The sequence below is a fragment of the Aquificaceae bacterium genome, from assembly GCA_037722135.1.
Taxonomy (GTDB): Bacteria; Aquificota; Aquificia; order Aquificales; family Aquificaceae; genus Pampinifervens; species Pampinifervens sericum.
This window is the reverse complement of the sequence record JBBKAW010000033.1, coordinates 1-8,405: the sequence shown is the minus strand read 5'-3', so window position 1 is coordinate 8,405 and position 8,405 is coordinate 1. Positions and strand designations below refer to the sequence as shown.

Sequence of the window (8,405 nt, the reverse complement as noted above, 5' to 3'; positions counted from 1 at the left end):
GTTGCTAATCCACCGTGTGGAGTTGAAACAGGATATATTAGCCTTATTAGGTCTAAGTAGCCTTTTGACTATCCCCTCTTTGGAAACAGAATAGCCTTATCCTTTACAAAATACTCAGACCTCATATAAGGCATTAGCAAACCCTGTGTTGGCTCACAGCTCATTAAGTTCAAGGCTTCTTGCATTTTGTTTGGCATAAAGGGTTCAAGTAGGTTTGCCAAAAGATGTATGCCATCAGTAAGGGTATACAAGACCCTTCTTAGCTCCACTTCGTCGCTCTTTGCCAAGCTCCAAGGTGCTTTTGAGTCCACATACTTGTTTAAATACCCAGAAAGCCTCAGCACCGCCTCAAGGGCGTTATAGAAGTCTACCCTTTGCATGCACCCTTCGTATTCCTCTACCACCTGCCTTGCAAAGTTCTCATACTCCATATCCTTTCCACCAGAAACCTTCCCACCAAGATACTTTATGTCCATAGCCATTACTCTGCTAAAGAGGTTTCCTATCTCGTTGGCAAGCTCACCGTTTAGCCTGTTTAGGATGGCTTCTCTCCTTATGTCTCCATCCTCTCCAAAGGGCATATCCCTCAAAAGGAAATACCTTGCCTCATCCAACCCCCACTCCTTTACAAAATCGTAAGGACTTATCACATTCCCCAAAGACTTGGACATCTTTTGACCTTCCACCTTCCACCAGCCATGGGCAAAAACCCTCTTTGGAATTTCCAGTCCTACTGAAAGGAGAAAAGCGGGCCAATAAACTGTATGAAACCTTAAAATATCCTTTCCCACAAGGTGTAGGTCTGCGGGCCAAAGGTGTGGTTTGTCCCTTACCGCAGACACGTAGTTAAACAAGGCATCAAACCACACATATATGGTATGCTCTGGGTCAAAGGGCACTTCTATACCCCACCTTACTCTGCTTCTTGGTCTGGTTATGGAAAGGTCTTTTAGTCCCTGTTTTACAAAAGCTATTACCTCGTTTTTCCTGTAGCTTGGCATAATAAAGTCTGGAGCCTTTTCATACAGGTCAAGAAGCACCTTCTCATACTTGGAAAGCCTAAAGAAATAAGAAGGCTCTTTTATGTAGTCGCAAGGCTTTAAATGTATGGGACAAACATGTCCTTCTAAAAGCTCGGTCTCTGACTTGAACTCCTCACAGCCTACACAATACCAGCCTTCGTATTCTCCAAGGTATATGTCTCCCCTCTCATAGCTCTTTATGAAAACTTCCTTTACCAGCTCCACGTGGTCTGGGTCTGTAGTCCTTATAAACCGGTCATAGCTTATACCCATAAACTCCCAGAGCTTTTTGAAGTTCTCAGAGTTTTGGTCCGCCAGTTCCTTTGGGCTTATACCCTTTTCCTCTGCGGACTTTTGTATCTTAAGACCATGCTCGTCAGTGCCTGTCAAGAAAAAGACCTCATAACCTCTTTTTCTGTAATACCTTGCCAAAACATCCGCAGATATGGTGGTGTAGGCGTGTCCTATGTGAGGAACGTCGTTTACATAGTATATGGGTGTCGTGACATAAAACTTCATAAGGCTTATATTATAAGGCATGAAAAGGCTTGTTATACTCCTTATCCTACTTGTCTATGGTTGTGCGGTAAAGACTTGGAATGTGGAAGGACCCTCTGAGCTCTCCAACGGTCTTGTGGTAAAGATAGACACAAAGGCTTGGCGGTTTTCACCTTCTGACCTTGACAGGTATGTTTTACCCATATTTATAAGCCTTGAAAACAAAGGAAAAGAGCCCGTATCTATAAGGAGAGAAGATATATTCCTTGTGGACGACAAGGGTAGACAATACAATCCCATACCACCTGGTGATGTAGCCAATGCCTTAAGGAGAGGCTACGGTGTTGGCTTTAGCTTTAGTGTAGGATATTGGAGTTATCCCTTTGGTCTTTGGTGGTCTCCCTACTATGCCTATCCCCCTTCAAGGGACGTATACCCAGACTTGGTAAACAAAGCCCTTGTGTTTGGAGAGCTTCAACCCGGTGCTACTTTAAGCGGTTTCGTATACTTTCAGAAAATACCAGAGGATGCAAGGGAGTTAACTTTAAACATAAAGGGTTATAAGTTCAGGCTAAAGGCAAGCAGGGAGTGAATTATAATCTAATATTCAGCGGGTGTGGCGGAATTGGCAGACGCGCTGGACTCAGGATCCAGTGGGCTTATGCCCGTGAGGGTTCAACTCCCTCCACCCGCACCAAAAAGCCATGAGATTTCTAATATTTGGAGACATAATAGGAAAGCCTGGAAGAAAGGCACTTAGGTATTTTCTCGCAGGCTACAGGGATTTGGTGGACGTGGTGCTTGTTAATGTGGAAAACTCCGCAGGTGGCTTTGGTATAACAAAAAAGGTCTACGAAGAGCTACAAGGCATGGGCGTGGATATTATGACCTCTGGAAACCACATATGGGACAAAAAGGAAGTTTACCAATTTATAGACACCTCTCCCAACCTCCTGCGACCAGCCAACTATCCCGAGGGTGTTCCCGGCAGAGGCTATGGTATCTTTGAGAAAAAGGGCATAAGGTTTGCAGTTATAAACCTCATGGGTAGGTCTCTCTTAGACTCAAACCTTGAAAACCCCTTCTTGGTCTTTGATAGGCTTTACCAAGAGGTAAGCAAGGAAACTCCCATAGTGGTCGTGGACTTTCATGCGGAGACCACCTCAGAAAAGTGGGCTTTTGGCATATATGTGGATGGTAGGGCAAGTCTTGTTTATGGCACGCATACCCACGTGCCTACCGCAGACCAGATAATACTTAAAAAGGGAACAGCCTATACTTCCGATGTGGGTATGACAGGATGTTGGTATTCCGCAATAGGCATGAAACCCCAGCAAGCTATAGATAGGTTTACAAAGGGTATTCCCCAAAAGTATGAGGTAGAAGAGAAGGAAGACCTTGTGGTAAATGCCTTGCTCGTAGAAGTGGAAGAAAGCACTGGCAGAGCAAAGTCCATAGAGCGTCTACAACAATACATCACAAGAGAAGAGCTCCTTGGAGCATAAATTTATACCATGCAAGAAACCAAGAAAAAGCCCAAGATAAGCCTAATATTGGAGAGCTTTACTCAACTTGAGAAAGCCTACACAGACCTAAAGAAGAACCTATCCCTTCCTGAAGAGGAGTTTGTCTCCAATAAACTGCTCCAAGACAAGGTTAGAGTAGACTTCAATCTGGCTTTTGAAAGTGCTATGAGAGTCTGCAGGCATCTTTCTGCGGTCTATGACATAAAGACCACTTCAAAGGACTGTCTTCAGAAAATAGGTGAGCTTGTTGGTCTCTCTCAGGCACAAGCCTTGGGAGAGCTTGCCCAGTTTTACATAAAGCACAGAGACCTAAGGGAAACCCTGCAGGCAGAAGAACTCTACCGCTCCCTTGTTAAGTTTTTGCCCCTTTTTAAGGAATACGCCAAAGCGGTAGTGGAGTTTGTCAAAAGGGAGACCAACAACCCCCTTCTTATAGACTTTGACCTTCTAAACGAAAAGGCAAAATACATAAAGGAGTCTGTGAAAAAGATAGACTTTGTGCTTTCTCAAGGCTTTGAGGAATTTTCAAAGACGCCCATGTATTACGATAGGGTCAAATACTTCTATCAGGTGGCTTACGATAGCCTTTTTGATATATGCAAGCACCTTGCTCCCAAGTTTGGAGTAAGAAAGTTTGGAGATGACTGTCTTTCAAAGTTGGTGGAAGCTGGCGTTATTCCTCAAGAGTATTACATGGATGTTTTCAAGATGACGAACCTAAAAAACAAGCTCATAAGCACGTGGGAAGTGAGCCCACAGGAGCTATATGAGAGGCTTATGGAGATAAAGGACAAGATTGAGCCTGTTATGAGGGAGATATCCAAAAGCCTAAAAAAACTCCTACAAAGTGGTCAAGGATAGATGGCTACTGGGTTATAAAAGGTGTCCCTTTCCACTGGTATCTTGCCTGCGGACCTTATGAGTTTTATGAGCCTTTCCTTTGTATGTCCCACCGCAGAGGTTGTTCCCGCAGAATGGACTATTTTTTCCTCTTGGATGGTCCCGTCAAGGTCATCCGCACCCATATTTAGAGCCACCTGTGCTACCCTCTCACCAAGGGTGACCCAGTATGCCTTTATGTGGTCAAAGTTATCCAAAAAGAGCCGTGATATGGCTATGGTTTTCAAATCATCCACAGAGGAAGTTCTTTTCCCTCCTATCCTTGTCCCCTCTGGCCAGTAGGCAAGAGGTATAAAGACCTGAAAGCCTCCCGTTTCATCTTGCAGACTTCTTAGCCTTTCCATGTGTTCTACCCTTTCCTCGTAGGTCTCTAAGTGTCCATACAGCATGGTTGCATTGGTGGGAATTCCCAGCTTATGAGCGGTTCTATGCACCTGCAGATACTCTTCCGCATTAGCCTTGTAGGGTGCTATTATCCTCCTTACCCTCTCGGAGAATATCTCCGCTCCACCCCCGGGTATGGCATCAAGCCCTGCGGACTTGAGCTCCAGAAGAATATCCTCGTAGCTCCTTCCAGAGATTTTGCTCATATGATGTATTTCAATGGCGGTCCACGCCTTTACCACCATATCTGGAAAAGCCCTCTTTATCTCCTTCACAAGGTTTACGTAGTGCTCCACCTTCCAATGCGGTGGTATGCCACCTACAATATGCACCTCCCTTCCACCCATTTTGTAGGTCTCTTCCACTTTTTTTAGGACCTCCTCAAGGCTCATCTCATATGCCCTTGGGTCAGACTTTACCACCCCAAAACTGCAGAAATTACATTGATATATGCATATGTTGGTAGGGTTTATCTGTCTGTTTACCACAAAGTAGGCAAAGTGTCCGTTCTTTTTACGGTTTACCCACTCCGCCAACGCACCCACATAGCTAAGGTCTGCCTCATAAAAGAGCCTTACTGCGTCTTCTACAGAAAGCCTTTTGCCCTCAAGAACCTTTTCGCCTATGGACCTTAAGCTCTTAGAAGCCCTTTCCACCATAAACTCCACTTGCATGTTCGCCTCCACAGGTTATTTGAATATAAGCCTCTTAGCTTAAAAGTCATCAGATTTTTCCACTTAACATAAGCTCCCTTTTACGCCTTACAAAGTCTCTAATGCCTTGCAGGTCCTTTGCGTTCAAGACGAGCTCAGGAACAGCCCATCCCCTTCTTGCAAGACCAACCCCTAAGTGTATATAGCGTAGATGCTTTACAGAGTGTGCATCGCTCACTATAGCTATAAACACACCCTCTTGCATACACCTTCTTATATTCTCCGGTGAAAGGTCTGCCCTGTGGGTGTTTAGCTCCAAGGCAGTGCCCGTCTCCTTTGCGGTTTTTATGACCTTTTCCATATCAAGAGGATAGCCTTCCCTCGTTCCATAGGCTTTGCCCGTTGGATGCCCTATTAGGTTCACAAAAGGGTTTTCCATAGCTTTGAGTATCCTGTAGGTATTGTCTTGGTTAAACCTTGAGTGGATAGAGGCTACCACAAAGTCAAACTCCTCCAAAAGCCCGTCAGGCAAGTCCAAAGACCCATCAGGCAGTATATCTACCTCACAACCCCTAAGGATATAAAAGCCTCTTGGATTGTAATATTGATTTAGCCTTTCAATTAGCTTAAACTGTTCCCTGTAGCGTGCTGGGTCAAGACCATTGGCTACGCGCGAGGACTGAGAGTGGTCTCCTATTACCATATACTCATAACCAAGTTGGTAGCAAGCCTCTGCCATCTCCTCAAGGCTATTAAGTCCATCGCTCCAGTTAGAATGCATATGAAAGTCTCCCCTTATGTCCTTTATGTCTATGAGCCTTGGAAGTCTACCCTCAAGAGCAAGCTCTATTTCTCCCGTGTTTTCTCTTAGCTCTGGCGGAATCCACTGCATACCTATGAGGTTATAAACCTCTTCTTCTGTGCTACCTCCTATCCACTCCTCCGTGTCCGCACGAAAAACCCCATACTCGCTTATCTTGAGCCCCTTAGCCTTGGCTATGTCCCTTATCCTTACATTATGCTCCTTTGAGCCGGTAAAGTATTGGAGTGCTGAGCCCCATTGATGAGGCTCTACCGTTCTGAGGTCTACTTGTCTTCCTTCTTCAAGGACAAGGCTGGACTTGGTCTCTCCATGAAGGAGCACCTCCCTTACTCCACCATAAGAGACAAAGTGCTGGTGTATCTTTGACCAGTTTTCCCTTTTTGCAGAAATAAGCAGGTCTATGTCTCCAACCGTTTCTTTTCTTCTTCTCAAACTTCCCGCAAGCTCAATATTTTCATAGAGCTCCCTTATTGTTTCAAAGTGCCTTAAAAGAGCCTCTCCCAGCTCATAAGCCTGCAAAAGCGTCATTCTTTCCTTGCTTTTCTCCCAAAGCTCAAGCCCCCTAAGGATGTTTTGAATTTTCTTCTCCCCCATGCCCGGCAGAAAGGCGAGCTGACCGCTTTTGACCGCCCTTATAAAGTCCTCCTTGCTCCTTACCTTTAGCCTATCGTAGGCAAGCCTTAGCGTCTTTATGCCCACGCCAGGAACTTCCAAAAGCTCAAGCAGGTCCTCTGGCACCTTTTGCCTTAACTCCTCGTAGGCACTTATCTTTCCTGTGCGTAAATATTCCAATATCTTCTCCACGCTTGACTGCCCTATGCCATGTATCTTGTAGATTTTCCCGGTCTTTACCAGCTCTTCCACATCTTCGCCAAGTTCAGAAAGCACTTCGGACACCCTTCTGTAGGTGTTTATGCGATAAGGATTGTCTCCAAGAAACTCAAGCATGTCCGCCATTTTCTCAAAAATGCGTGATAGTTCCTTGTTTTTCTCCATAGGTTAAAATTTAGGAATGGACCTCTTATCTTACAGCCTCTTTTGGAAAGGCTTTCTTTCCGCCCTTTTTATAGCCCTTTCCACCTCCATGGTGGGTGTCTTCCTTCTCATTAAAAGGCTTTCCATGCTTGGTGCTGGTCTTTCTCATGCCGCCTTTGGTGGTATAGCCCTTGCCATAGTCCTTGACCTTGAACCCATGACCTTTACAGTGCTCTACACAGTTATTCTTGGTCTTCTTATCCAGTTCCTTGTGGAGAAGAAGTCCCTACCTGCGGACACAGTGCTTGCCCTCTTTTTCTCCCTCGGCGTTGCCATGGCAATAGTGATTCTCGGCATCACGGACAATCTTGGCACTAACGTATTTTCATACCTCTTTGGTAGCATACTTACCGCCTCTGAAGTAGACCTTCTTCTGTCTGTGCTAACCTTTTTCCTAACCTCTTTGTTTATTCTCTTGAACTACCGAAAGCTCCTACTTCTTAGCTTTAACGAAGAGCTTGCAAAACTAAGAAGCATAAGAGTTAGTTTTCTCAATTACTCCCTTATTGCCCTCGCCTCTGCCAACGTAGCCCTATCCATAAAGGCTGTGGGGCTTGTGCTTTCCGCCAGCTTTATATCCATACCAGCTATGACTTCGCTCTTGGTTTCCTCCTCCTTTCTGCAAAGTATAGTCCTTTCTGTCTCCTTTTCCTTTCTCTCTCTTTCCTCTGGCATAGTCTTATCTCTGCTTTTTGACCTTCCTCCCAGTGGTGCAGTGGTAGGAAGCATGGCAATACTCTTTTTGATAGTGTCCCTTGGAAAGTTCATAAAAAGAAAAGTTTTAGGCTCTCCTTAGCCCTTTCTTTGTTTTCCCTGTATATCTTGCGTGCAAGAGCCATAGCCTCCTTAGAGGAACCCTTTGGAAGCCCTCTGTCTTTTAGCCACTTTAGAAACTCTGCCCTCGCAAGAACGCTGGCGGTTGCCACTGCGAGCTCTTCTTCTCCTTTGTGTATAAAGGAAACTCTACTGTCAAAGGGACTTCTGCTTGAGTATGCATCCACAGAAAATTTACCCTCAGGATACCTTTTGAGAAATTCTTCCAAAAGACCCACATACAGTTCATCGAGGATTCTGTTGAGGTTTTTCTTCCTTTCATAGAGCTCATTTAACTCTTTAGGCTCTACAAGCCTGCATTTAAACTCTCCAAAGGAGCTAAAGACTTCCGCCTTTTTGAGAACCGCCTCATCGCATAGCCTTTTACAATCTTTCATATTAAGGCTCAAAACCTTCTTGTAATACTCTGGCTTTATGACCGCACAGCACAGCACAAGAGGACCAAACACATCTCCTTTCCCAGACTCATCGCATCCTACAGACACATTCTTTGAAGGGTCAAGAGAGGAAAGTATCAGGTCCTTTACCTCTTTAGCCCTTTTACCCTGAATAAGAAGCGTGCCAGAGAAATAGAGCGTTGCATGGTTAGAGCCATCCGTTAAATACCAAACCACATAGTCCTTTGGCAGACCTTTAAAGCCCAACTCCTCCAAAAGAGCCCTTACCCTATCCCAGTCCTCCTTCTCAAGCCTCAATGTCAGATTACTCATAACAAAAACATCTCTACGAA

At 45.0% G+C, this 8,405-nt stretch carries 8 protein-coding genes and 1 tRNA gene; 5 read left to right on the top strand and 4 right to left on the bottom strand.

Annotated elements, in window-relative coordinates:
- Positions 1-68: 68 nt before the first annotated feature.
- A complete protein-coding gene (gene metG, locus WKI49_02230) occupies positions 69-1,541 on the bottom strand; it encodes a methionine--tRNA ligase (protein ID MEJ7621320.1) in 1,473 nt (490 codons plus the stop codon).
- Positions 1,542-1,560: 19 nt separating this feature from the next.
- On the opposite strand from metG, the gene WKI49_02225 reads away from it, so the two are divergent.
- From WKI49_02225 to WKI49_02210, 4 genes are all read left to right on the top strand, one after another.
- Positions 1,561-2,112 (top strand): hypothetical protein, encoded by a 552-nt coding sequence (locus WKI49_02225; GenBank protein MEJ7621319.1) that lies wholly within the window; start codon positions 1,561-1,563, stop codon positions 2,110-2,112.
- A gap of 18 nt (positions 2,113-2,130) precedes the next feature.
- A tRNA-Leu gene (locus WKI49_02220) sits at positions 2,131-2,217 on the top strand.
- A gap of 7 nt (positions 2,218-2,224) precedes the next feature.
- Complete coding sequence (locus tag WKI49_02215) at positions 2,225-3,025, top strand: TIGR00282 family metallophosphoesterase (GenBank protein MEJ7621318.1); 801 nt, start codon at positions 2,225-2,227, stop codon at positions 3,023-3,025.
- Between the two features lie 9 nt (positions 3,026-3,034).
- Positions 3,035-3,907, top strand: coding sequence for a DUF86 domain-containing protein (locus tag WKI49_02210; GenBank protein MEJ7621317.1), 873 nt, complete (start codon positions 3,035-3,037; stop codon positions 3,905-3,907).
- Here WKI49_02210 and mqnE read toward each other — a convergent pair.
- Entirely contained in the window at positions 3,898-5,004 is a 1,107-nt protein-coding gene (mqnE, locus tag WKI49_02205) for an aminofutalosine synthase MqnE (GenBank protein MEJ7621316.1), read from the bottom strand. The genes WKI49_02210 and mqnE overlap by 10 nt on opposite strands.
- Before the next feature lie 49 nt (positions 5,005-5,053).
- The gene (polX, locus tag WKI49_02200) at positions 5,054-6,802 is read right to left on the bottom strand and encodes a DNA polymerase/3'-5' exonuclease PolX (GenBank protein MEJ7621315.1); all 1,749 of its coding nucleotides are present in this window, start codon (positions 6,800-6,802) and stop codon (positions 5,054-5,056) included.
- A gap of 16 nt (positions 6,803-6,818) precedes the next feature.
- On the opposite strand from polX, the gene WKI49_02195 reads away from it, so the two are divergent.
- Positions 6,819-7,637: a metal ABC transporter permease gene (locus WKI49_02195; GenBank protein ID MEJ7621314.1), complete on the top strand. Its 819-nt coding sequence runs from the start codon at positions 6,819-6,821 to the stop codon at positions 7,635-7,637.
- On the opposite strand, the gene WKI49_02190 is transcribed toward WKI49_02195, so the two are convergent.
- Positions 7,606-8,405, bottom strand: an 800-nt coding sequence (locus tag WKI49_02190; protein ID MEJ7621313.1) for a hypothetical protein, incomplete at its 5' end; no start/stop codon positions are given. The genes WKI49_02195 and WKI49_02190 overlap by 32 nt on opposite strands.